The organism is Mesorhizobium sp. M0615, from assembly GCF_040320805.1.
Taxonomy (GTDB): domain Bacteria; phylum Pseudomonadota; class Alphaproteobacteria; order Rhizobiales; family Rhizobiaceae; genus Mesorhizobium.
Genome location: NZ_JAMYQI010000005.1, coordinates 224,800 through 248,177, shown reverse-complemented (window position 1 = coordinate 248,177; position 23,378 = coordinate 224,800). Strand labels below are relative to the sequence as shown.

Genomic DNA, 23,378 nt, shown 5'->3' with positions numbered 1-23,378 from the left:
TGCATGTCGTTTCCCAAACCGCTGCACACTTTGGGCGACATGCATTCAATAAACAGGCGGCGAAACCACCCAGATGACCACGGCCGGCTCGCTGCCGGGATTGCGCCAGCGGTACGGCTTGCGCTCGAAGCGGAAGGAATCGCCTTCGCCGAGCCGGTGCCAGACGCCGGCTATCTCGATCTCGAAAATGCCAGAGGCGATGTAGCCGGCTTCCTCGGTCGGCCGCAGCTGCTCGCTCTTCATCTCGGCGCCCGGCGCAAAGATCGAACGCACCATCTCGAAACTACCGCCGAGATCGGGCGACAGAAGCTCTTCCACGAGGCCGGATTCGCTTGTGCCAAGCGTGCGCCGGCTGCCGGCGCGCACGACAAAGCCGCGCTCCTTTTCGATCGGCACGTCGTGGCTGAAGAACAGGCTGAGCGGCACGCCGAACAGGTCTGCGAAAGCCCTGAGGTCGCCAAGCGAAGGGATAGACAGGCCGCGCTCGACCTGGCTGACCCAGCCGACGGAGCGACCAAGCTTCAGCGCGATCTCAGCCAGCGTCAGCCCGCGCGCCTTGCGCAGCGCACGGATGTCGCTCGCCAGCAGGCGCTCGTCAGGTCCCTGCAATGTTTTGGGGATAGCTGGGGGCAAAACGCTCACTTGATGAAAAACTGGAAATGAATTTCATGAGAGCTCACGTCCGTGAAAAAATCAAGCGAATTTTCATGTACACACAAGATTTGCTTGCGCGATTTTGGCGGTTCATGCAAAGGCTCTGGCACGAGCGGCGGGTGTGGGAATGCGGGTCGGCGACCAAGGATTGAAATCTGCGCAAGGTCTTTTCCGATAGCCGGTTCGGCTTTCGAAGTGTGCGCAAAGGGACGGCCCATGCTGGAAAAAAACGGCCTGGCAGCGCATAACGCGGCTGTTGTCGACGAGGCGATCATCTCGCGCCGTTCGGTGCGCGCCTTCCTGCCCGACATGGTCGATGACGAGACGATCCGAGCCATTCTTGGCGTCGCCGCGCGCGCGCCTTCGGGCACCAATATGCAGCCCTGGCGGGTCTATGTCGTCAAGGGCGAGGTCAAGCAGCAGATCACCGATGCCATCCTGAATTCCGGTATCCGGGCCGAAAAGGCCGATTGGGACGAGTATCGCTATTACCCCACCCAGTTCTTCGAGCCGTATCTCACCCGCCGCCGCGCCAACGGTTTCGGGCTCTATGGGGCACTCGGCATCGGCCGCCGCGAGGTCGACAAGATGCGCGCCCAGCACGACCGCAACTTCGTCTTCTTCGACGCGCCGGTCGGCATGATCTTCACCATAGACCGGCGGCTGAACCAGGGCTCGTGGATCGACTACGGAATGTTCCTGCAGAACATCATGGTGGCCGCGCGAGGCAGGGGCCTGCACACCTGCCCGCAGGCCGCCTTCGCGCCCTATCACCGGCAGATCCGGCCGGTGCTCAACATCCCCGATGAGGAGATCGTCGTCTGCGGCATGGCGCTCGGCCTCGAGGATACGTCGAAACCCGAAAACGACTTCCGCACCGACCGCGTGCCGCTGGAAGAGTGGGTGACATTCAGCGGCTAGGACTCGGCTACCGGGGCCTCATTCCACGTTCATCTGCGCGCCGTGGCCGCTGACATGGGCGCCGTCCTGCGGTGTCAGTCTGAGATAGGCGATCAGCGCGCACAACGTGATGACGCCCTCGACCACGAACAGGATGCGGAAATCGTTGGTCACCGCCGGCCTGCCGCCAGCCAGGAACGACAACAGCGCCGCCGCCAGGCCGACGCTGATCGCCACCCCCAACTGCCACAGTATGTAGTAGAGCGCGCTGAAGCGGGCGAGCTGGTCGGGCGCGATGTCGGAATAGGCGAGGTTGCCGGTCGAAGCCCACTGCGCCGAGCGCAGAACGCCGAAGGCAAAGATATAGACGAGCACGATCCAGACCGGCGTTGTCGCCTCAATCGAGGCGAAGCCCGCTACCATGGCAGCAACGATCGGCGTGTTGACGACCAGCACGCGGCGAAAGCCGAAACGGTTGAGCAGGCGCGGCATGAACACACGCATGATCAGCGAGCCGATTGCGGCGACGAAAGTCAGCGATCCCGCCTGCACCGCGCTCATGCCGAAGCCGAGCTGGAACATCAGCGGCAAAAGGAAAACGACCGAGCTCAGGCCGATCGTGTCCAGCCCACCACCGGTGAGGAAGGAGATGCGAAAGGTGCGGATGCGCAGGAGTTTCAGGTCAAGCAAGGGGTTGCGGGCGCGCAGGCAGTAGAAGGAAGCAAGCGTCAGGATGACGATCGCCAGCGTCAGCTCGGCCGCGATCATGCTGCCGGCGGCGTCTTTGGCCGCAAGCGAATCCATGCCGAAGACCAGCAGGACCATGCCGCTGCCGACCAGCAGGAAGCCCGGGAAATCGAACGGCGTGCGCACCGGTTTGGTAACAGTCGGAAACAGCGAGGCGGCAAGAACGGCCGCCGCCAGCGCGAACGGCACGTTGATGAAGAAGATCCAGCGCCAGGAGATATAAGTCATCAGCGCGCCGCCGACCAGCGGGCCGACCAGCGGTCCGGACTGGCCGGCCAGCGAAATATACATGTTGATCTTCAGCGTGCGGCTGCGCGGGAAGGTCGACAGGATGACGACCTGGCCGAGCGTCCCCATCAAGGCGCCGCCGAAGCCTTGCAGCGCGCGGGCGCCGACCAGCGTCCAGATGTCGTTGGACAATCCGCACAGCGCCGATGACGCGGCGAACACCAGCAAGGCGAAGCAGTAAACGTTGCGCAGGCCGAAGCGGTCGGCCGCCCAGCCGCCGAGCGGCATCGAGATGATCAGGCTGGCGACATAGACGGTGATCAACAGGCCGAGCTGGCTCGGCGGCCGGCCGAGGCTGTCGCTGATACCGGGCAGGGCGGTGACCACGACATTCTGGTCGAGGCTGGTCATGAACACGCCGCAGGCGACCGTCAGCGGCAGCAGGAGCAAGGCTGTGGCCGACACATCGGCGCGATCCGTGGCGCCGGCGGATAGTTCTGCGGTCATGGGGATGTTCGAACCAAACGACGATGCCGACTATGAGACGGGATCTTTTTAATCCCCTGGGCCGGTTGGGCCACGTTCCCCACCATGGGCTTCCATTGGAGCATTCTCTAGCGGCAGAACCGGCTGGCCTGGATGCCAGTGGCCGAAGGCGGGACGGCTACTGCACCTCGTAGCCGACCTCCTCGCTGGCAAGGCAGAGCGCCTTCCAGAACGAGCGGGCGAAGGAGCGGAAGACATAGATGTCGAACTGGTCGGCGCCGGTGCGCTGGATCTGCGCAAAGACGTCGTGATGGGTGGTCGAACGGCCGGAGCCTATGGGGAAGGCGGGCAGCGCAAAGTCGATGGCGAAGAATTTCGCCAGCACCCATTCGGCCTTAGGGCCGGCGATGCGGATAGCGGTGCGGCCATGCGACAGGTCGGTGATCGTGCCGATTGCCGGGGTTACGTCCCCGGCAAAACGCGTCGCCAGGCCCTCGGCGTCGTCGACGGCGGTGAATTTTCCAGGCGCGAAACCGAACGCGGCCTTGCCGTCCTTGGCAACGCCGCCGCCGGCGCCATCGGGCAAATCTAGGCCGGTGACCTTGCGGATCGCTTCGATCAGCTGCTTTTCCGCGCCCGGCCACGCGGCCAGTTGCAGGATCGAGCCTGGCCGGGTCTCGGTCAGGATGACTTCAACGCCATGCTCGAAATTGCCGTGCGAACCCGGATGGGATACCGGCTCGAGCGGTGAGAGGCGCTCGGGCAGTTGGCGTTCGGGTGATTGGCGCTCAGCCATGCATGCGGCTCCCGTCCGGGTCGTAGAAATGGTTGGAGACGATCTCGACGGGCCCGAACCGCTTGCGCAGCGGATCGGAGACAAACGCCCGGGTGCCATGGCGCGCCTTGCCGCCTTCGACCAGGGCCAGCGCGATGTGCTTGCCCAGCGCCGGCGAATAGCAGCACGCGGTGATGTGGCCGATGGAATCGTGCGGATTGGCTTCGTCCAGTTCCTCGACGAGGTGGGCGCCGCCATTGAACGGCCGGTTGTCGAGCGAGACTAGGCCGACCAGCTGCAGCCGCTCGGGCGCGATCAGGCCTTCGCGGTCCATCATCGCCGAGCCGATGAACGGCTTCTTCTTCGACAGCATCCAGTCGAGATGCAGGTCGCGCGCCGTAGTGCGCCCGTCGATCTCCGCGCCGGTGACATGGCCCTTTTCGATGCGCATCGTGCCCAACGCCTCCAGCCCGTAGGTGACCAGGCCGAACGGCTTGCCGGCTTCGACAAGGTCTTGCCAGACATGGGTGCCGTAGCCGGCGCCGCAATAGACCTCGAAGGCCATTTCTCCGGAGAAGGACAGCCGGCAAATCATCACCGGCACGCTTGATATCTCGCCGCGCACGATGCCCATGAAGGGCAGGGCCGTGTTGTCGACGGCGGTGCCGGTGACACAGGCGGCGAGGATGGCCCGCGCCTTCGGCCCGCCGATGGCCGCGCCCGCCCATTCGTCGGATACCGAGGTGACATGCACTTTGAGTTCCGGCCAGATGACGTCGAGGAAATATTCCAGATGCTGCATCACCTTGCCGGCGTTGGCCGTGGTGGTCGTCATCAGGAAATCCTGTTCGCCAAGCCGCCAGGTGGTGCCGTCGTCGAAGGCCAGGCCATCCTCGCGCAGCATCAGGCCGTAGCGGGCCTTGCCGACGGGGAGGGTAGAAAACATGTTGGTGTAGACGCGGTCGAGGAATTCACCGGCATCCGGTCCCTGCACGGCAATCTTGCCCAGCGTCGAGACGTCGACAATGCCGGCACTTTCGCGCGTCGCCCTGGCTTCACGGACATAAGCCTGCTCGACCGTCTCGCCGGCAAGGCCGTAGATCATTGGTCGATACCAGAGGCCAGCGGAATACATCGTTGCGCCATTGGCGAGGTGCCAGTCATGCATGGGCGTCAGGCGCTCGGGTTTCAGATCGCCGAAGCGTTCGGCGGCAAGCGAGCCGATCGACACCGCGGAATAGGGCGGGCGGAAGCGCGTCGTTCCGACTTCGGGGATCGGTTTGCCCAACGCCTCGGCCATGATGGCGAGGCCCGGAACGTTGGAGTTCTTGCCCTGGTCGGTCGCCATGCCGAGCGTGGTGTAGCGCTTCAGATGCTCGACCGAGACGAAGCCTTCGCGATGCGCCAGCCGCACGTCCTCGGCGGTGACATCATGCTGGAAGTCGACGAAGCTTTTGCCTTTCGCCTTGATCTCGAACACCGGGGCCGGATCTGGGTTTCCCGGGGCTGCTTCGACATCCGGCAAGGCTGCCGGCGCAGCCGCTCCGCCCGCTGCGGACAGGCCGGCTGCGCGGCCCTCAGTGATCGCTTCGATGGTCGAGAAGCTGCCGTTGAAAGCACCCGCACCAATCCATTGCTGATTTGGCCAGCGCTGTTGCGTTTGCTTTGGCGGCAGGAAGGCCTGGCGGGCAGGATTCCACTCGGCTCTCGCGCCAGCCTGGCTGGCGAGGTGGATGGTCGGCGACCAGCCGCCCGACATCAGCAGGCTATCGGCGTGGATGCTGCGGGCGTCACCGCTGAGCGCGCCCGAGGTCATGTCGAAGCGCTGCACCTTGAGGCCGGAGAGCGCCTTGCCGCCTTCGGTGGCGACCACGGCATGGCCGGAGAGGATTTCGGCTTCGGCCTCGGTGGCGAGGCTGCGCATTTCGGCCGAAAGCTCGGGGCGCACATCGACGATGGCGACAATAGCCGCCCCGGCCTTCCTCAGCGCCAGCGCCGAGCGATAGGCGCTGTCATTGTTGGTGAACAGCGCGATCCTGTCGCCGGGCAGCACGCCATAATCGTTAGCATAGCGCTCGGCGGCATGCGCCAGCATGACGCCCGGCCGGTCATTGCCGGTGAACACAAGCGGCCGCTCGAAAGAGCCGGTGGCCAGCACCACCGTCTTCGCGCGGATCGCCCAGTAGCGATGGCGCGGCTCGCCCTTGCCGGGCGTTTCCTTGTGGTCGGTGACGCGCTCGAGCGCGGCTAGCGTGTTGCCGTCGTAATAGCCCCACACCGTGGTGCGCGGCAGCAGGCGGACCGTGTCATGGCCTTCGAGCTGGCTGACGGCGCGCGCCGCCCAGTCGGCGGCCGGCGCGCCGTCGATGGCCTCGCCGGACCAGTTGGCCGAGCCGCCGAAACGCGGCCCGAGTTCGGCCAGGATGACGCGCGCGCCCTGGTCGGCAGCGGCCTTGGCGGCTGACAGGCCGGCCGGGCCGGAGCCGACCACCAGCACGTCGCAAAACGCGTTCATGCGCTCGTAGCGCGAGGTGTCGGCGGCAATACCGGCGCGGCCCAGGCCGGCGGCGCGGCGGATGAAATGCTCGCAGAACATCCAGAAGCGGGTGCCTTTCAAGGGGCCGAAGACAGGGCCCATGAAGGTCTTGTAGTAGAAGCCGGCGGCCAGGATCTTGCCGCCGAGCTGGTTGACGGCGTTGATGTCCCAGGCGAGCGAGGGAAAGCGGTTCTGGCTGACGGCCACCAGCCCGTCATAGATCTCGACCATGGTTGCGGCGATGTTGGGCTCGCGCACTTCGCCGCGCAGCACCGTCACCAGCGCGTTCGGTTCCTCGACGCCGGCCGAGAGCAGGCCGCGCGGGCGGTGGTATTTGAACGAGCGGCCGAAAAGCGTCACGCCGTTGGCAAGCAGCGCCGAGGCCAGCGTGTCGCCGCCATGGCCGGTGTAAGGCGTGCCGTCGAAGGTGAAGCGGATGGTGCGCAGGCGGTCGATGCGGCCGCCGGTCTCGGTGCGGCGCGGGCTCACGACTTGCCTCCGGCCTTGTGCCGGGCACCGGCATTGTGGTCGACGCGGGCGAAACCGGTGCTGGAAATCTCATGCGTGACCGTGTTGCGCACCATCCTCAGATGGGTGCGGCAACCGCCGGAATGCTGCCAGATCTCATTGTGGTCGCCGGCCGGGTTCAGCCGGTCGTAGACATAGGCGTTCCAGGCGTCGAGATCCTGCGAGGCGGGCTGCGGGCGCTCGCGGTTGCCGTCGCCTTGATAGGTGAACTCGATGACGTCGCGCGGGCCGCAATAGGGACAAGTGATAAGCATTTGTTTGAACCCTAATGCAGCCGGGGCGTTGCGCCCTGGCCCTTGTCGTCGATCACCAGGCCGCGATAAAAACGGTCGAGCGTGAAGGGCGCGTTGAACGCGTGCGGCTCATCCTTGGCGATGGTGTATGCAAAGCACCAGCCCGAGGCCGGCGTCGCCTTGAAGCCGCCATAGCACCAGCCGCAGTTGAGATACATGCCGGGCAGCGGGCCGGTGGTGATGATCGGCGAACCGTCCATTGACATGTCGCAGACGCCGCCCCAGGAGCGCAGCATGCGTACACGCGCAAGGCCGGGAAACAGCGCCAGCATCTCGCTCATCACCTCATCGACGATGGGCAGGTTGCCGCGCTGAGCGTAGCTGTTGTAGCCGTCGATGTCACCGCCGTAGACGAGGCCGCCCTTGTCGGACTGCGACATGTAGAAATGACCCATGCCGAAGGTCAGCACCGTGTCGACGAAAGGTTTCAGCGATTCGGTGACGAAGGCCTGCAGCACATGGCTCTCGATCGGCATCCTGTCGATGCCGGCAAGCTGCATCACCCGTCCGGTGCTGCCGGCAACGGCCACGGCGACTTTCTTGCCGCGGATCTCTCCGCGCGTCGTCTGCACGCCGGTGATGCGGTCGCCGTCGCGCAGGAAGCCGGTGACCTCGCAATTCTCGACGATGTCGACGCCGCGTCGGTCGGCGCCGCGGGCATAGCCCCAGGCAACCGCATCGTGACGGGCGGTGCCGGCGCGCGGCTGCATCAGGCCGCCGACGATGGGAAAGCGCGCGGAGGCCGACATGTCCAGCGCCGGGACCAGGCGCGCGATCTCGGCGGTGCTCATCAGCTCGGCATCGACGCCGAGATGGCGCATGGCGTTGCCGCGCCTTGCCAGGTCGTCGAACTGGCCCGGCGTGTGAGCCAGATTCAGGCAGCCGCGCTGCGAGAACATGACGTTGTAGTTGAGGTCGTGCGAAAGGTTCTCCCACATCTTCATCGAATGTTCGTAGAAGCGGGTGTTGGACGGCAAAAGGTAGTTGGAGCGCACCGCCGTGGTGTTACGGCCGACATTGCCGGAACCCAGCCAGCCCTTTTCCAGCACCGCGACATTGGTGATGCCGTGCTCCTTGGCCAGATAGTAGGCCGTCGACAGGCCGTGGCCGCCGCCACCGATGATGATGACGTCATAGGAAGCCTTGGGGTCGGGCTTGCGCCAGGCCGGCTTCCAGTCCTTGTTTCCCTTGAGCGCGTTCGTGAGAAGCGAAAGGGCTGAATATTCCGCCATTCTTCATGTCATCCCTAGAGCATGATGCCGAAAAGTGTGAAGCGGTTTTCGGACGACATCATGCTCTATATCTTTGATTTTTAGAGCCGGATGATTTCATGTCCAACAGACCTGAAGCCATCCGGCTCGGGTGCGATGCGGCAGACTATAGAGCAGGCGGCGTGCGCAAAGCCAAGATTGCGCCATGGCTTTTCGACTGGCCGACTCCCGCAAGGCGCCCAACTGTCATGACTTCGCCACGACTTGCCCCACGGGATGAGCGTCTCTATCAAGGACCGCTTTAGAAGCGGCCTTTGCCGCCCTTTGAGTCGCCACCATTATGTCTTTTCGCTTCTTTCGCCTGATCTTGGTCCTCGCGCTCGTTGCCTTGGCGCCGCATTCGTTCGGCGCGATGGCGCAGGGGCTTGGCCAGGCGCCTGCCGGGCTGGTCGCCGACCAGCAGAAAATCCTGCAGGGTTTGACGACGAAAACCGACGCTCTGGAGAAGAAAGTCCAGGAGGACGGCGTCGACGACACCACCCTCGTCGAGATCCGCCTGCAGCTGGAAGAGCTGTCGCGCGGTGCGCTGAACAGCGCGCTGGCGTTTCGTTCGCGGCTGGGAGAGATCAATTCGAGGCTCGAGCAGCTTGGCGCCCCGCCGGCTGCCGGACAGCCCCCTGAACCGGACATCGTGACCGGCGAGCGCCAGGCGCTGGCGTCGGAAAAGGCGGAGATCAACGCCGTCATCGCCGGGGCGCAGAACCTGTCGATTCGCATCAATTCGCTGATCGAGAAGATCGGTAATATGCGCAGCGAGCTGTTTCGCAGCGGCCTGACCAAGCGCTATGTGCTGTCCGATGCACTGAGCCCGCAGGTGTTTTCCGACGCAAGGGACGAATACGCCAATTTTTACAGGGCGGTGTCGTCGTGGCTGAGCTTTGCCTTCAAGTTCAAGTTCCAGGCGATGCTCGCGGCGACCCTCATGGCGCTTGCGTTGGCCGTGGTGCTTCTGGTCGGTGGGCGCCGCCTGTTTGGGCGCATCTTCGAGCCCGACGCGTCGGTTGAAGATCCGACGTATCTCAGTCGCCTGTCGGTGGCGTTCTGGTCGACCTTGCTGCCGACGCTGGCGGTCAGCGCCTTCCTCGCCTCGACGGTGTTCCTGTACAACTACTACAATGTGCTGCGCGGCGACATAGGCGTGTTCCTCAACGCTCTGGCAGCCGTCATCGCCATAGTGTTCTGTGTCAACCGCCTGACCAATGCGGCTCTGTCGCCCAGCATGCCGAACTGGCGTCTGATCCAGGTCGAGACCGGCCCGGCGCGTTGGCTGGTGCGGCTGACGACGGCCATGGCAGTCGTCATCGGCATCAACAATTTCCTGTCGATCGTCAACGACAAGATGGGCTCGCCTCTGTCGCTGACGGTGGCCAGGAGTTTTGTCGCCACCGTGATCGTCGGGGTCATCCTGATCCTGATGGCGCTGCTGAAGCCTTACAAGGACGTCGCTGGGCGCTGGCGCCGCTGGCCGGCCTGGCTGCGCTACACCTGTGTCGCGCTCGGCCTGTTCACGATTGCGGCGGCGCTGTTCGGCTATATCGGTCTTGCCATCTTCGTCTCGTTGCAGGTCGTGGTCACTGGCACCATCCTGCTCACCGCCTATATCGGCTTCCTGTCGGCGCGCGAGATCGGCGAGGAGGGTGGTTTCGCCGGCACGTCCATCGGGCGCTGGCTGAAGACCAATTCCAGCTATGAGGACACCGCGCTCGACCAACTCGGCCTCGTCGTCAGCGTCGCCATCAACCTGATGATCGTGCTGGTGTTCCTGCCGCTGATCCTGTTGATGTGGGGCTTCCAGCCCGGCGATATCCAGGCCTGGGGCTATAAATTGGCGACAGGCGTCACCGTCGGTTCGGTGACGATTTCGGTCACCGGCATCCTCACCGGCATCGTCGTCTTCATCATCGGCTATTTCCTGACCCGCTGGTTCCAGGGCTGGCTCGACGGCTCGGTTATGGCTCGCGGCAAGGTCGATACCGGCGTGCGCAACTCGATCCGGCTGGCGGTCGGCTATGCCGGCGTCGCGCTCGCCGGCCTGGTCGGCATCTCGGCGGCGGGCATCGATCTTTCCAATTTGGCGCTCGTTGCCGGCGCACTCTCGCTGGGTATCGGCTTTGGCCTGCAGAATGTCGTGTCCAACTTCGTGTCGGGCCTGATCCTTCTCGCCGAGCGGCCGTTCAAGGTCGGCGACTGGATCGTCGCCGGCGACACATCAGGCACGGTCAAGAAGATCAGCGTGCGCGCCACCGAAATCGAGACCTTCCAGCGGCAATCGGTGATCCTGCCCAATTCGAACCTCATCAACAACGCCGTCGGCAACTGGACGCACCGCAACAAGCTCGGACGTGTGGAGATCAAGGTCGGGGTCGCCTATGGCAGCGACGTCAAGCGGGTACACGCGGTCCTGCTTGAGATTGCGCGCGGCCATGCGCTGGTGCTGAAGAACCCGGAACCCTTCGTGCTGTTCACCAATTTCGGGCCGGCAGCACTCGAGTTCGAGATCCGCGTGTTCCTGGCCGATGTGCTGAACGGCGCCATCGTTCAGAACGATATCCGCTTTGCCGTTCTCGATGCTTTTGACGCCGAGCACATAGAAATCCCCTCGACGCCGCGCGCCGAGGTCAAGGTCAAGCAGACCGACGCATGGCCGATCGACGACGACAAGATCGAAGTCGAGTTCGCCGAGAAGGAGCAGGCGGAGGCCAGAGCCGCCACCGAGGCGAAGCGGCTGGCCAAAACTGGTCGCAAGGCCCGCAAACCCGATCCCAGCTAGGCCCCAAGCTCCTCCCAAACCGATTGCGGCATGAATGCGGCATTCAGTTGCGGTTCAGCTTGCATCTCATATAAGCTCACATGCAAAGGCGAGAATGCCTTGCGAAATGCAACAGAGGCGGTGTGGAAACACCGATATTGCAAAATGTGGAAGTCGCTCGTCGTCGCCATCGCTCTTACCGCAGCGAGTGGCTCGGCCTTTGCCGCCAGCGCGGTCAACAAGGATGCTGAGACCCGTACGCTGATCGTGACGGAAGGCGGCGGCAAGACGGAGTTGGCGCTGGCCGCTGGCGAAACCGTGGAATTCTGCCCGAACGGCTGTTTTGTCACCTTGCCCAATGGTGACCTCGAGGCCCTGACCGGCTCGGAAACGGTCGAAATCTCGGGTGGCGTTGCCCGCATCAAGTAAAGTCGGCAGGCAGATGTAGTAGAGGCCGGGCAATGCCCGGGCTTTTATTGTTCGCGGTAGCGATTGCTTAACAATGACGCGGGAAATATCGTGGCGCCTACCGGCTGCAACCGTGCGTTTTAACGTTCAATACGCCGTTCCGCCGCTATACCGGTGCGAAGACGCCGAAACACGGCGCAACCGGTTATGAATAGGGCAGAACGGACATGGATGCGCGGTCGGACAAGAACGCAATCCCGCTTGCGGTCGACCTCGACGGCACGCTGATTGCGACCGATCTTCTTTGGGAAGGCCTGTTCATCCTGCTCAAGAAGAATCCGCTCTATGTTTTCCTGGTTCCGTTCTGGCTGGCCGCCGGCCCGGCGCGGCTGAAACAAGGGATCGCAGACCGCATCGACATCGATCCGGCCTCGCTGCCCTATCGCGAAGCGCTGCTGCAGCGGCTGCGCGCCGACCATAGCGACGGACGCAAGATCGTGCTGGCGACCGGTACGCCACGCAAGTTCGCCGGGGCGATCGCCGCGCATCTGGGCGTCTTCGACTATGTGCTGGCGACCGACGGTCCCCACAACATGACCTCGGGCCGCAAGCGCGACGCGCTCATCGCCGCCTATGGCGACGGCGGTTTCGACTATGCCGGCAACAGCCGGCACGACCTCAAGGTTTTCGGAGCCGCACGCAACGCCATCGTCGTGGCGCCCGACCGCCATGCGAGGCGCTGGCAGGCCGCGCATAGCGCCGAAAGGATGCCGGCGCCGAAAAGGACATTGAAGACATTCGTCAAGATGCTGCGGGTGCATCAGTGGCTGAAGAATTCGCTGATCGCGGTGCCGATGGTGCTGTCGCATGAATACTTCAACATCAACATGATCTGGCAATGCCTGCTGGCGTTCGTCTCCTTCAGCGCCGTGGCTTCCGCCATCTACATTCTCAACGATTTCTTCGACCTTGCGCTCGACCGCAAGCATCCGACCAAACGCAACCGACCTTTCGCCAGCGGCGCTTTGTCGATCCCGTTCGGTCTCGGCGCGATGGCGGTGCTGCTGGCGATCGGCATTGCCGCCGGGCTTCTGTTGCCGACCGAGTTCCTGGGCGTGCTCGCCGGCTATCTGGTGGTGACGACAGCCTATTCGCTGTCGTTCAAGCGCATGCTCCTGGCCGACGTACTGACGCTGGCGGGGCTCTACACAGTGCGTGTGCTGGCAGGTGCTGCGGCGACCGGGGTCGAAGTCTCGTTCTGGCTGCTCGCCTTCTCGATTTTCTTCTTCCTGTCGCTGGCGCTGGTGAAGCGCTATGTCGAACTGCGCACCACAGCCATTCCGGTGGGCGAGCGCATTGCCGGTCGCGGCTACCGCATCGAAGATCAGGAGATCGTCGCCCAGGCAGGCATGGCGTCGGCCTTCTCCTCGGCGCTGGTGCTGGCGCTCTACATGGACAGCGTCGCGGTACGCGAACTCTATCCGCATCCCTGGCTGGTCTGGCCGCTGGCGCCGATCGTGCTGTATTTGACCATGCGGGTCTGGATCCTGGCGCGCCGCAACGAGATGAATGACGATCCGGTCATCTTCATCATTCGCGACTGGCGAAGCCAGATCGTCGTGGTGATCGGCGCCGCCCTTCTGGTCGCGGGAGGCTGGTAGGGCATGGCCGGCGAACGGTACCGGAGTTTTGGCCTCGCCACGCCGGCCGCAAAGCGAGCCATCGCGGCCGACGATGCCATCGCGCTGATGCGAAGCGGCAAGGCGACAAAGAACGCTCTGCTCGCCTATGGCAATGGCCGCTCCTACGGTGATTCCTGCCAGAACGAGCCAGGTGCGGTCGTGGACATGCGGCCGCTGAACCGCATCGGCGCCTTCAATGCCGAGACCGGCCTGCTCGAGGCGGAGGCCGGCGTGTTCCTCTCCGATATCATTGCGCACACTGCACCTTACGGTTTCTTTCCGACTGTGGTCCCAGGCACCCAGTTCGTCACCCTTGGCGGCGCGATCGCCAATGACGTCCATGGCAAGAACCATCACCGGCGCGGCACCTTTGGCTGCCATGTCGAGTCTCTCACCCTGCTGCGCTCGGATGGGCGGACCTACACCTGCTCGGCAACCGACAATGCAAGGCTGTTTGCGGCGACGATCGGCGGCATGGGGCTGACCGGCCTGATCCTGTCGGCCTCGATCCGGCTGATGCGGGTGCATTCGCTCGATATCGCCGAGAAGGTGACGCGGTTTGCCGATCTCGGCGAATTCTTCGAACTGGCCGAGGCCGCCGACCAGGCCAATGAATATGCCGTCGCCTGGATCGACCAGCTTGCCGGCGGCCATGGCCGCGGGCGCGGCCTGTTGTTGACAGGCAATCATGCCGAGTATGGCTCGCATGCGGCGTCTCGCGCCGGCTCCCGTTTTTCAGTGCCGTTCCAGCCGCCGTTCAATGTGCTCAACCGGCCGTTCCTCACCGCCTTCAACGCCGCCTATCGGTGGAAGAAGGGGCGCTTGCCGGGGCCGAGCCAAACCGGCTACCAGGGCTTTTTCTTTCCGCTTGATGGTGTCGGCGACTGGAATCGGCTGTATGGCCCGAAAGGTCTCTACCAGCACCAGAGCGTGGTGCCGGAAAATGTCGCGCGTCAGACCATGCCGGCGCTGCTCGAGGCGGCGCGACGGGCCGGGCAGGGCTCCTTCCTCACCGTGTTGAAGCGCTTCGGCTCGATCCGCTCGCCGGGGCTGCTGTCCTTTCCGCGGCCAGGCTTCACGTTGACGCTGGATTTCCCCAATCGCGGCGACAGGACGCTGGCCCTGCTCAGCGAACTCGACCGCATCACGGTCGCGGCCGGCGGCGCGGTCAACCCGTACAAGGATGCGCGCATGGGCGCTGACACTTTCGCGGCCTCCTTCCCGAATTGGCAGCGGCTTGAAGCGCTGCGCGACCCGGCGTTCGTGTCCAGTTTCTGGCTGCGGACGGCGAAAAAGCTCAACGTCCGGCCAGGGCGTGTCGAGGCAGCTGAATAGGTACAATCCGAATAAGTCATGGTGAATAGATCGTAAGTTTCGTGGTTTACTCAAAGCATTGTCGTGACTTCACGAAATGTTTGCAGGTTAGTAATAGGACCGTTGCGAGTGGCGGGTGCAAAATATGAAATACATCGTCTTCATTCTGTTCACGGTCATGACCAATGCCGCCGCGCAGCTGATGCTGAAGCAAGGCATGATGTCGCTCGGTCCCATTTCGTTCGAAGGCACCAATCCGCTGTTGAAGCTGTTGCAGGTCGTTTTCAGCCCATGGGTGTTTCTCGGCCTGTGCACCTTCGTCATCTCGATGGCTTCGCATCTCTATGTGCTGTCCAAGGTCGAGCTCAGCTTTGCGTATCCGTTCCTCAGCCTTGCCTATGTCGCGGTTGCGATCTTCGCCTATTTCATCTTCCGCGAGGACCTCAATGCCTGGCGCATTGCCGGCATCGCCTTCATCTGCATCGGCACCGTGCTGATCGCGCAAAGCGGTCGAGACTTGGGCGGGAGCGGGCATGACGACCAAACCGCTTCCATCATCCCCGACAAGACCAGCGAGATCGTTCGATGAGACATGTTATTTTCGGCGGCGACGGCTTCGTCGGCCGTCATCTTGCCCCGAAGCTTGTGGCCGATGGTGAAGAGGTTGTCGTTGCCGACATCGTCAAGAGCGACCTGACGCACTATCGCAACGTTCGCTTCGTCACCTGCGATGTCACGGATACGGCCTCGGTGGCCAACATCGGATTGAAGGCCGACGACATCGTCTATAACCTGTCGGCCAAAATGCTGTCGCCGATCCAGGTGCGGGCCAAGCGTCACGACTTCTTCTTTCCGGTGAATTTCCACGGCACCGAACACATCATGCAGGCGATGGACAAGGCCGGTGCGTCCAAGCTCGTCCACTACACCACCGACATGATCTACGGCCACACGGTCACCCAGCCGATGACCGAGGAGCACCCGGTCGCGCCGCTCGGCGAATATGGCTGGTCGAAGCAGAAGACCGAGGAGCTCGCCGCTCAATGGCGCAAGCGCGGCATGTCGATCTCGCTGTTTCGACCGCGCCTGATCATCGGTCCCGGTCGGCTCGGGATCCTGGAAAAGCTGTTCAAACTGATCGACTGGAATTTTCCTGTGCCGATGATCGGCTCGGGCAAGAACCCCTATCAGTTCATCTCGGTGTTCGATTGCGCGGAAGCTGCCCGCGCGGCCTGGAAGGCAGGCGTGCCCAACGAGGCTTATAATCTGGGCTCCCTCAATCCGCCGCCGGTGAAAAAACTGCTTGGCGACCTGATCAAGCATGCCGGCTCGAAGTCGCTGCTGATCCCGACGCCGGGCTGGGCGGTCAAGCGCACCCTCGACCTGCTCGATCTCATGAACATGCCGATCATGGATCCCGAACAATATCTGATCGCCGATGAGGAGTGCGTGCTCGACGTATCCAAGGCCGAGCGCCAGCTCGGCTGGGTGCCGCAATATCGCGACGAGGACATGCTGATCGCCGCCTACAGCGAATACCGCGCCAAGAAAGACGGGCTTGCCGTCACCGCAAATCATGTCCCCGCCGAATAGGTGGGACGACCAGGAGAACTCCGAAATGACCGTCATGGCCAAGCCTGAGCAGACGAACGCGCGCACCATGGTCGGCGCGCCGGCGTTGTCGCCTACCGCCATCGCCAAGCCCGACCTGATCAGCGTCGAGCAGGCGAAGGCGATGGATGTTGCGCGCATGACCGACCTGTTCAAGGCGCATCTCAATCCGGGCCAGCTGCATTTCATGAAGCTGCTCGGCTTCCACAAGATCAAGATCGAGCGTGCCGAAGGCATGTTCTACATCGACCAGAACGGCCGCAAGATTCTCGACTTCTTCGGCGGCTTCGGTTCGCTGGCCTTCGGCCACAACCATCCGCGCATCCTGGAGGCCCGGCGCAAATTCCAGGAGGAGAAGCGCCAGGAAATCGCCATCGCCTTCATGTCGCAATATGCATCGGCCCTTGCGCACAACATCGCCAAATGCTCGCCCGGCGATCTCGACATGGTGTTTCTGGGCTCGTCGGGTTCGGAAGCGATGGAAGCGGCGGTGAAGCTCGCCGAGCGCGCCGCCGGGCCGAAGAGGCCAAAAATCGTCTATGCCGAGAATTCCTTCCACGGCAAGACCAAGGGCGTGCTCGGCATTACCGATGGCCAGCTCTACCGCGCGGACTTCAAGATGGCTGAGAACACCGTTCGCATTCCGTTCGCCGATATCGAAGCGGTCGAGCGGCTGTTCCGCTCCGACCCGGAGGTCGGCGTCATAGTGCTTGAGACAATCCAGGGCGGCGGCGGCATCATCCAGGCAGAGGCGCAATACTGGCAGAAATTGCGCGTGCTCTGCGACCAGTATGGCGTGTTGTGGGTGGCGGACGAAGTGCAGTGCGGCTATGGCCGTTCGGGACGCTTCTACGCCTTCGAGCATTATGGCGTCGTGCCCGATGTGACGGCGCTGGCGAAATCGCTCGGCGCCGGCAAGGCGGCGGTCGGCGCGATGATCGCCCGGCGCGAGGTCTATATGAAGGCCTATGGCACGCCGAAGACGGCGATGATCCATGCCATGGCCACCTTTGGCGGCATGGGCGAGGCCTGCGTCACCGCGATCGAGGGCATCAACGTGCTCTATGATGAGGGGCTGATCGACAACGCCGCCACGACCGGCGACTATCTGCTGCAGCGTCTGCAGGCGCTGAAGGAGAAGTACCCGAAGATCATCAAGGATGTGCGCGGCAAGGGCTTTATGGTCGGGCTCGAGTTCCACGACTTCTCGCAGACCTTGCCGATGGTGCTGCGTCCGATCGTCAGCGTCCTCGACGACAAGCTGAAGGGCTCGCTGTCGGGCTTCGTCGGCGCGCTGTTGCTGCGCGACTATGACGTGCTCGTCGCCTTCACCGAATACAACCGCAACGTCATCCGTCTCGAGCCGCCGCTGATCTGTCAGCGCGAGCATGTCGACCGTTTCGTCGATGCTTTCGATAGCCTGCTGTCGCGCGGCATTGTGGGAATCGTGAAGCATTTCGTCAAAAGCCAAGTCCGTTAAAAGAAGTCCGTTGAGCGAAGTCCCGAGTCCGACAATGCTGAGCAAGTCTCCCGCCCCGCAAAACACACTCGACCGGCTGACCGCGGCCGCTCTGGCGTGGGGCGAGGGGACTTATGCGCGATGGGCCGCGCCAATCGGCGCGATCGCGTTTTCGCTCTATATCCTGCTGACGGCGTTCATGGCCTGGACGATGCCCGACGCCAATTGGGACATGCTGCCTTATCTCGCAATCGCCGGGGAGGGCGCTTATCCCGATGCGCAGGCATTGCATGACTACGCCTACAGCACGGTCCAGGCCGGCGTGTCGGCCGCCGACTACAAGACGCTGACCGACGATGGTGGCGGTTTCCGCAGCCATATGGCGCAAAATGCCGCCGACTTTCACTCGCTGCTTGGCATGTACCGGATCAAGTTCCTCTACGCCGAGATTCTTTCGACGATGAGTTCGGTGATGTCGCCGGTCGAGGCGATGCGGGTGCTGCAGGTGGTCTCGGTGCTGCTGTTCGGGATGATCACGCTGCTGTGGCTGCGAACCGAAGGTGCGCTGGCGCTGGCGCCGGTGGCCGGCGCGGTACTGATCATGGCCGATTTCGGCGACGCGGCGCGCGCCTCGACTCCGGATCTGATGTGCTCGGCCCTGTTCCTCGGCGGGCTGCTTGCTTATGTGCGCGGCCGCGAGGCAGCGACCGCTGTCCTGCTTTTCATGGCCTTCATGGCGCGGCCGGACAACATCGTGTTCCTGGCCATTTTCGCCGTGCTGCTGCTGGTCTTCCGGCAGCGGGCATGGGGCGCGCTGGCCGGCTTTGCCGCGTCCTTCGTCGCCTATTTCGCGATTTCGCACTGGGCCCAACATCCCGGCTGGTGGCCGCATCTGTGGTTCTCCAGCATCGAGCAGCACTACAATATGGATGGCTTCGAGCCGCCGTTCTCGCTTGGCGCCTATCTCAAGGCGTTTACCGCATCCTTCATTCGCGCCATCAGCATCAACAGCTGGGTCGGGGTCTCGGTTCTGGCGCTGGCCGCGTGGTTTGCGCTCGGCCGCGCCGGCTTCCGGCTCGATCGTCGCGCCGGCATCCTGCTTGCAGCACTGGTGCTTGGCGTGCTGGCGAAATTCACCGTCTTTCCGATCCACGACACCCGCATCTACTTCCCGAACCTTCTGCCGCCCTACCTTTTGCTCGTCGGCCCGATCATGGCGCTGTGGGCGTCGGCAAGCCTGAATGGAAGGCGACCCATCGCCTTGCAGGCCATACCTGGAGATAAGCCATGAGTTCCATTTCCGGCCTGGCGCGCATCGCCCTTTCGCTCGGCCTGCCCGCCGGCCTGCTCGATCGCGGGCCCGCGTTGCGTGGCACGAAATTCCTGGCCAAGGCGGCGCTGAAGGCGCGGTTTGGCGGTGGGCAAGCCTTCCAGATGGTCAATGTCGGCGCTTGCGACGGCGCGCTGTTCGACGACGTCACGCCGTGGCTGCACCGCATTCCGCGGGCGCGGGCCGTGCTGGTCGAGCCGATCCCGTACAATCAGAAGCGGTTGCGCGCCAACTATCCCGACACGGAACGCTTCGTCATCGAACCGGTCGCGGTGACGAAGACCAAGGGCACGATCACCGTCCACACTTTCGATGCCGCGGCACTCGAGGCCGGCACGCTGCCGATCGAGTTCATCGGCTGCTCGTCGGTCACCGACACCAATCTGATGTCGGGCAAGAATGCCTGGGGCGAGGACGACGCCAATTTCAACAAGTTCGCGCCGCACGTGAGGGATATCGAGGTGCCGTCGGAAACGCTGCAGACGCTGCTCGACCGCAACGGCATCACGCATATCGACGCCTTCCTGGTCGATTGCGAGGGCGCCGACTGGATCGTCTTCGAACAGCTCGATCTCAAGCGCTATCGTCCGGGCATGATCAAGGTCGAGGTCGGCGCGCTGCCGGCCGCCGAAATCGGCCAGGTCGTGGTCAAGCTGAAGACATCAGGCTATCAGGTCGGCTTCCAGGCCGAGGACATCTGGGCCTTCGCCTGAGATAGATCGCCACTGGCGGCACGCCGGCGCGCCGGGTCGCGTCGCATCCGCGACGTGTCGCAAACAGGCGGTAGCTCCATCCACGTCCTCTGCATATTGTGCGCCATTCGAACGGGCGCGGACACGCCTGCTTTATCCCTTGGAGTCGCGGCAATGGCAGAGTTTCCGAAACAGGCGAAGGTCGTCATCGTCGGCCTGGGTGGCATTGTCGGCGCATCGATCGCCCATCATCTGATCGAACGCGGCTGGACCGACATTGTCGGCATCGACAAATCGGGCATTCCGACCGACATCGGCTCGACCGCGCACGCCTCGGACTTCTGCTACACCACCAGCCATGATTTCCTGTCCTGCTGGACGACGCTCTACTCCATCGATTTCTACGAGAAGATGGGCCACTACGCCCGCATTGGCGGCCTCGAAGTGGCGCGCGTCGGCGACGAAAGCCGCATGGACGAGATCAAGCGCAAGATCGCCTCGGCAAAATCCTTCGGCACCCGCGCCCGGCTGATCGAACCGGCCGAGATCAAGGAAAAATTCCCGCTGATCGAAGAGTCCATGGTGCAGGGCGGCCTGTGGGATCCGGACGCCGGCTTGGTCATCCCGCGCTCGCAGACCGTCGCCGGCAAGCTGGTCGACCAGGCGGAAGCGTCGGGCAAGTTGAAGTCGTTCGCCAACACGCCGGCCAAATCCCTCATTGTCGAGGAAGGCCGCATCAAGGGCGTGGTCACCGACCGCGGCACGATCATGGCCGATTATGTCATCGTCTGCGCCGGCATCTGGGGCCGGCTGATCGCCGAAATGGTCGGCGAAGACCTGCCGGTGATGCCGATCGACCATCCGCTGACCTTCTTCGGGCCTTACAATGAGTTTGCCGGTACCGGCAAGGAGATCGGCTGGCCGCTGCTGCGCGACCAAGGCAATTCGGCCTATATGCGCGACACCGGCGACCCCAGGACCGCCGAGGGCGGGCAGATCGAATGGGGTTATTACGAAGAGACCAATCCGCGCCTCTGCCATCCGCGCGATTTGCTGGAAAAGGATCAGGCGCGGCTGTCACCGTCGCAGCGCGATCTCGACATGGAGCAGATCCTGGCGCCGCTTGAGCGCGCCATGGAGCTGACGCCGATCCTGGGCGAACTCGGCTACAATGAAAGCCATTCCTTCAACGGCCTGTTGCAGGTGACCGCCGATGGCGGCCCGTCCATGGGCGAGAGCCAGAAGGTGAGGGGCCTCTGGTACGCCGTCGCCATCTGGGTCAAGGACGGCCCCGGCATGGGCAAGCTGATCGCCGACTGGATGACGGACGGCCGCACGGAAATCGACCATCACGCCATCGACTATGCCCGATTCTATCCGCACCAGACGAAAGAGCAGTTCATCTGGGATCGCTGCACCGAGACGGCGATGAAGGTCTACAATCCAGCGGTGCATCCGCGCGAGCCGTTCTCCAAAGGTCGCAACATCCGCCGCTCGCCGTTCTGGGAGCGTGAGAAGGAACTCGGCGGCTACTTCATGGAGTTGGGCGGCTGGGAGCGCGCGCATGGCTATGCCGCCAACGAGCATCTGCTGGAGAAGTATGGCAACCGGGTTCCCATACGTGAGAACGAGTGGGACAATCGCCATTTCTGGCGGGTGTCCAATGCCGAGCACCTGGCGATGAGCGAGGATTGCGGCATCGTCAACCTCTCGCATTTCTCGATGTACGACATCGAAGGGCCGGATCATGTCGCGCTGCTGGAATGGCTGTGCGCGGCCAAGATCGGTGGCGACAACAACATCGGCAAGGGTATCTACACCCACTTCCTCGACGAGGAAGGCATGGTGCGCGCCGACTTCACCGTCATCCGCATGGCCGACCGCTGCCGCCTGATCGACGGCGCCGACGCCGGCCCGCGCGACTTCCGCTACATGCAGCGCACCGCGCAGGACAAAGGCTTTGACGTCACCATCACCGACGTGACGGAAAAATACGTCACTATCGGCATCTGGGGACCGAACGCGCGGGCGACGCTGCAGAAAGTGGTCGAAAATCCGGATGGTCTCTCGCTCGAGAACTTCCCGTTCGCGGCGATCAAGCCGGTCAGGATCGGCGGCAAGGACGTCACCGCCTTCCGCATCTCTTATGTCGGCGAGCAGGGCTGGGAACTGCATATGCGTTACGAAGACGGCCTGGCCGTTTGGGACGCGCTGCGCTCAACGGGGGTCATGCCGTTCGGCGTCGAGACCTATGCCAACACCCGGCGCATGGAAAAGAGCCTGCGCCTGCAGAACGCCGACCTTCTGACCGAGTACAATCTGCTCGAGGCCGACCTTGCCCGACCGAAGGTCAAGGAGAACGACTTCTGCGGCAAGGCCAAACATGTCGAATACCGCGCCCGCGAACACCAGCCGGCGATCCTGTGCACGCTGGTGATGACCGAGAACGTCGATGCGAAAGGCATTGCCCGCTATCCCGTGGGCACCATGCCGGTGATGGATCCGAAGACGGGCGAGACGCTGGTCGACGAACTCGGCCGCCGCTCCTTCACCACGTCGATGGCCTACGGCCCGACCATCGGCAAGAACATCGGCCTCGCCTATCTGCCCTGGGCCCATGCCCAGGAAGGCCGCAAGTTCGCCATCGAATATTTCGGCGAGACCTATCCGGTCGAAGTGGCTGCCGTCGGCTACAAGCCGCTCTACGATCCAGAGAATTTGAAGCCGAGGAGTTGAGCGTCATAGGTTCCAACCAACACATCGAAAAGCCCGGCACCTCGCCGGGCTTTTCGCTTTGTCAACAACCGATTCTCGCTTACCTTCGGGCATGTCTGCTTTTTCTTGCGCACGACATTTCCTTTCAGGCAGCGCCGCACTGGCGCTGGGGCTCTGGCTGGTGCCGCCGGTTCAAGCCGCCGAGCCGGTCGACGTCGAGCTGGTGCTGGCGGTCGATGTGTCGCTGTCGATGTCGCCGGGCGAACTCGAAATCCAGCGTCACGGCTATGCGGCGGCGCTGACGCACGACAATGTGCTGCAGGCTATCGCCGATGGCGCCTACGGCAAGGTCGCCGTCACCTATGTCGAATGGGCGGGTGCGACCACGCAGCAGGTCGTCGTGCCGTGGACGGTGATCGCCAGCCGGGCCGATGCCGAGCGGGTGGCCGCGCAGCTTTCCGCCCATGCGCCGGCCAGCGCCCGGCGCACCTCGATTTCCGGCGCGCTGGAATTCGGCAGCGATCTCTTCGCCGAAAGCGGTTTTCAGGGGACAAAGCGCGTCATCGATATTTCCGGCGACGGACCCAACAACCAGGGCGCGCCCGTTGACATCACCCGAGACGCGGTGGTCAAGCAAGGCATCATCATCAACGGCCTGCCGCTGATGACGCGCGGCGGGTTCGGCGGCGCCTATGACGTCAACAATCTCGACCGCTACTACAGCGACTGCGTCATCGGCGGTCCCGGATCCTTCATGATCCCGGTCAATGACTGGACGCAGTTTCCCGAAGCCATCCGCCGCAAGCTGGTGCTGGAGCTGGCCGGCGCCGCTTCGCCGCAACGGGCGCGCGAGGAGGCCGGGCATCCGCCGGTGGTGCTGGCGCAGGACCGGCCGACCGACTGCCAGGTCGGCGAAAAGATGTGGCGCGACCGCAGCTGGATGTTCGATGCGCGTTAGCGTTCGCATCATCACGCTGCCGTGAAGGGCCGGTTTCATTGA

Annotated in this window: 18 protein-coding genes; 12 read left to right on the top strand and 6 right to left on the bottom strand. The window is 63.4% G+C overall.

Features of this window, described 5'->3' with window-relative positions; translation table 11 throughout:
• Positions 1 to 45: 45 nt before the first annotated feature.
• On the bottom strand, positions 46 to 609 hold the full coding sequence (locus NKI46_RS10730) for a helix-turn-helix domain-containing protein (protein ID WP_081726057.1): 564 nt from the start codon (positions 607 to 609) through the stop codon (positions 46 to 48).
• A gap of 261 nt (positions 610 to 870) precedes the next feature.
• Between NKI46_RS10730 and NKI46_RS10725 the strand changes: the two genes are divergently transcribed.
• Positions 871 to 1,575, top strand: coding sequence for a nitroreductase (locus NKI46_RS10725; RefSeq protein WP_023670762.1), 705 nt, complete (start codon positions 871 to 873; stop codon positions 1,573 to 1,575).
• A gap of 18 nt (positions 1,576 to 1,593) precedes the next feature.
• Here the strand turns inward: NKI46_RS10725 and NKI46_RS10720 are convergent, their stop codons facing one another.
• The 5 genes from NKI46_RS10720 to NKI46_RS10700 form a co-directional block, all read right to left on the bottom strand.
• Positions 1,594 to 3,036 (bottom strand): MFS transporter, encoded by a 1,443-nt coding sequence (locus tag NKI46_RS10720; RefSeq protein WP_352746105.1) that lies wholly within the window; start codon positions 3,034 to 3,036, stop codon positions 1,594 to 1,596.
• A 157-nt stretch (positions 3,037 to 3,193) separates the two neighbouring features.
• A complete protein-coding gene (gene soxG / locus NKI46_RS10715) occupies positions 3,194 to 3,781 on the bottom strand; it encodes a sarcosine oxidase subunit gamma family protein (RefSeq protein WP_023739106.1) in 588 nt (195 codons plus the stop codon).
• A 22-nt stretch (positions 3,782 to 3,803) separates the two neighbouring features.
• On the bottom strand, positions 3,804 to 6,815 hold the full coding sequence (locus NKI46_RS10710) for a sarcosine oxidase subunit alpha (protein ID WP_352746102.1): 3,012 nt from the start codon (positions 6,813 to 6,815) through the stop codon (positions 3,804 to 3,806).
• Positions 6,812 to 7,108, bottom strand: a complete 297-nt coding sequence (locus NKI46_RS10705; RefSeq protein WP_023710790.1) for a sarcosine oxidase subunit delta — start codon at positions 7,106 to 7,108, stop codon at positions 6,812 to 6,814. The genes NKI46_RS10710 and NKI46_RS10705 overlap by 4 nt, the downstream gene beginning before the upstream one ends.
• An 11-nt stretch (positions 7,109 to 7,119) precedes the next feature.
• Positions 7,120 to 8,379 carry a sarcosine oxidase subunit beta family protein gene (locus NKI46_RS10700; RefSeq protein ID WP_023670368.1) on the bottom strand — a complete coding sequence of 420 codons (1,260 nt, stop codon included), beginning with the start codon at positions 8,377 to 8,379 and terminating at the stop codon, positions 7,120 to 7,122.
• A 319-nt stretch (positions 8,380 to 8,698) separates the two neighbouring features.
• Between NKI46_RS10700 and NKI46_RS10695 the strand changes: the two genes are divergently transcribed.
• From NKI46_RS10695 to NKI46_RS10645, 11 genes are all read left to right on the top strand, one after another.
• Entirely contained in the window at positions 8,699 to 11,188 is a 2,490-nt protein-coding gene (locus NKI46_RS10695; RefSeq protein ID WP_352746099.1) for a mechanosensitive ion channel family protein, read from the top strand.
• 144 nt (positions 11,189 to 11,332) lie between these two features.
• Positions 11,333 to 11,596 (top strand): hypothetical protein, encoded by a 264-nt coding sequence (locus NKI46_RS10690; protein ID WP_023670370.1) that lies wholly within the window; start codon positions 11,333 to 11,335, stop codon positions 11,594 to 11,596.
• Positions 11,597 to 11,802: 206 nt separating this feature from the next.
• The gene (locus tag NKI46_RS10685; protein ID WP_352746096.1) at positions 11,803 to 13,236 is read left to right on the top strand and encodes a UbiA family prenyltransferase; all 1,434 of its coding nucleotides are present in this window, start codon (positions 11,803 to 11,805) and stop codon (positions 13,234 to 13,236) included.
• Between the two features lie 3 nt (positions 13,237 to 13,239).
• Entirely contained in the window at positions 13,240 to 14,592 is a 1,353-nt protein-coding gene (locus NKI46_RS10680) for an FAD-binding oxidoreductase (RefSeq protein ID WP_352746093.1), read from the top strand.
• A 124-nt stretch (positions 14,593 to 14,716) separates the two neighbouring features.
• Positions 14,717 to 15,160 (top strand): EamA family transporter, encoded by a 444-nt coding sequence (locus NKI46_RS10675; RefSeq protein WP_023714349.1) that lies wholly within the window; start codon positions 14,717 to 14,719, stop codon positions 15,158 to 15,160.
• Positions 15,157 to 16,164, top strand: coding sequence for an NAD-dependent epimerase/dehydratase family protein (locus NKI46_RS10670; RefSeq protein WP_023714350.1), 1,008 nt, complete (start codon positions 15,157 to 15,159; stop codon positions 16,162 to 16,164). Before NKI46_RS10675 ends, NKI46_RS10670 begins: the two co-directional genes overlap by 4 nt.
• A gap of 67 nt (positions 16,165 to 16,231) precedes the next feature.
• Complete coding sequence (locus NKI46_RS10665) at positions 16,232 to 17,662, top strand: aspartate aminotransferase family protein (RefSeq protein ID WP_245260818.1); 1,431 nt, start codon at positions 16,232 to 16,234, stop codon at positions 17,660 to 17,662.
• 34 nt (positions 17,663 to 17,696) lie between these two features.
• Positions 17,697 to 18,932, top strand: coding sequence for a hypothetical protein (locus NKI46_RS10660; RefSeq protein WP_023681792.1), 1,236 nt, complete (start codon positions 17,697 to 17,699; stop codon positions 18,930 to 18,932).
• Positions 18,929 to 19,684, top strand: a complete 756-nt coding sequence (locus tag NKI46_RS10655) for an FkbM family methyltransferase (RefSeq protein WP_023670377.1) — start codon at positions 18,929 to 18,931, stop codon at positions 19,682 to 19,684. Before NKI46_RS10660 ends, NKI46_RS10655 begins: the two co-directional genes overlap by 4 nt.
• A gap of 153 nt (positions 19,685 to 19,837) precedes the next feature.
• Positions 19,838 to 22,399 (top strand): GcvT family protein, encoded by a 2,562-nt coding sequence (locus NKI46_RS10650; RefSeq protein WP_023714351.1) that lies wholly within the window; start codon positions 19,838 to 19,840, stop codon positions 22,397 to 22,399.
• A gap of 91 nt (positions 22,400 to 22,490) precedes the next feature.
• Complete coding sequence (locus NKI46_RS10645) at positions 22,491 to 23,336, top strand: DUF1194 domain-containing protein (RefSeq protein WP_023681790.1); 846 nt, start codon at positions 22,491 to 22,493, stop codon at positions 23,334 to 23,336.
• Positions 23,337 to 23,378: the final 42 nt, after the last annotated feature.